This window comes from Craterilacuibacter sp. (genome assembly GCF_051659485.1).
Classification (GTDB): domain Bacteria; phylum Pseudomonadota; class Gammaproteobacteria; order Burkholderiales; family Chromobacteriaceae; genus Craterilacuibacter.
Genome location: NZ_JBOFOO010000064.1, coordinates 1 through 1,668, shown reverse-complemented (window position 1 = coordinate 1,668; position 1,668 = coordinate 1). Strand labels below are relative to the sequence as shown.

2 protein-coding genes are annotated in these 1,668 nt (G+C 64.7%); one reads left to right on the top strand and one right to left on the bottom strand.

Features of this window, described 5'->3' with window-relative positions; all coding sequences use genetic code 11:
• Positions 1–804 (top strand): FAD-dependent oxidoreductase (locus tag ACRC1E_RS02215; protein ID WP_438513474.1); only part of this gene is annotated, 804 nt, incomplete at its 5' end.
• Between the two features lie 33 nt (positions 805–837).
• Here ACRC1E_RS02215 and ACRC1E_RS02210 read toward each other — a convergent pair.
• On the bottom strand, positions 838–1,668 hold an 831-nt coding region (locus ACRC1E_RS02210), incomplete at its 5' end, for an aminotransferase class III-fold pyridoxal phosphate-dependent enzyme (RefSeq protein ID WP_438513473.1).

Sequence of the window (1,668 nt, the reverse complement as noted above, 5' to 3'; positions counted from 1 at the left end):
GCAAACGAGATTGGTGGCCAGTTCAATATCGCGAAAACCATTCCGGGCAAGGAGGAGTTTTACGAGACGCTGCGTTACTTCGGCAGCAGGATTGCCCGTACCGGCGTGAAGCTGGCACTGGGCAAGCGGGTGGTTGCCGATGAGCTCGCCGGTTTTGACGAAGTGGTGCTGGCAACCGGTATCGCACCGCGCCTGCCTGCCATCCCCGGTATCGATCACCCCAAGGTGCTGTCCTATCTTGACGTGCTCAAGCACGGCAAGCCGGTTGGCCGCAAGGTCGCCATTATCGGCGCCGGCGGCATCGGTTTTGATACCGCCGAATTCCTCACCCAGCAAGGCGAATCGGCCTCGCTGGATGTGGCCGCCTTTATGGACGAGTGGGGTGTGGACACCCGGGGCGAAACGGCCGGCGGCCTGTCGCCCAAGGGTGCGCATGCGCCGGTAAGTGCGCGCGAAGTGTGGCTGCTGCAGCGTAAAAACAGCAAGGTGGGCGAGGGCCTGGGCAAGACCACCGGCTGGATCCACCGCGAGAGCCTGAAGATGAAGCGGGTGAATATGGTGGCGGGCGTCAGCTACGAGGGTATCAGCGATGAAGGCCTGACCGTCACCATCAAGGGTGAAACCCAGACCCTGCCGGTCGACAATGTGATCATCTGCGCAGGCCAGGATCCGCTGCGCGAACTGCAGGCACCGCTGCTGGCGGCCGGCAAGACCGTGCACCTGATCGGTGGCGCCGATGTGGCCTCGGAACTGGATGCCAAACGTGCCATCGATCAGGGCAGCCGTCTGGCCGCTGCGATCTGATCGCACGGCTTGGGGCCTGCGGCCTAAGCCCGCCTAGGGCAGCGGCGTTTCTCGCGCATCGCTGCCCTTGTCTTGTGCCAGCAGATCCAGTGTCGCAAGCGTGGCATCGCGCAGCAGAGCCATGTCGTCTTCGGCCACCACATAAGGCGGCATGAAGTACACCGTCTTGCCGATCGGGCGGACCAAACAGCCTTGCGCCAGCATTGCGCTAAAAAACGCCTGCGCGAAGTCGGCGCGGGTGCTATCCACATCGAAGGCCCAGATCATGCCGCAGCGGCGCCAGTGGCGCACCTGCGGGTGCGCCTGTAGCGGCGCGAGCAGCGCATCGAAACGCAGTGCCGCCTCGCGGTTGCGTGCCAGCACATCATCCTCGGCAAAGATATCGAGTACCGCCAGCGCCGCGCTGCACGCCAGTGCATTGCCGGTGTAGCTGTGCGAATGCAAAAAGCCGCGCGTCACATCGTCGTGGTAGAAGGCCTGATACACCGTGTCGGTCGTCAGCACGCAGGATAGGGGCAGGGTGCCGCCGGTTATGCCCTTGGACAGGCACAGGAAGTCGGGGCGGATGCCGGCCTGTTCGCAGGCGAACAGCGTACCGCTACGGCCGAAGCCGACCGCGATTTCGTCGGCGATCAGGTGCACCCGGTAGTGGTCGCACAGTTCGCGCGCCCGGCCAAGGTAGGCCGCGTCATACATCGCCATGCCGGCCGCGCCCTGTACCAGCGGTTCGACAATCAGCGCCGCGATTTCGGTGTGGTGCTTGGCCAGCAGGTTTTCCAGGGATTGCGCCGCACGCAGCGCCACATCGCGTGCCGATTCGCCAGCCTGCGCCCCGCGCGCATCGGGCGAGGGCACGCGCCAGCC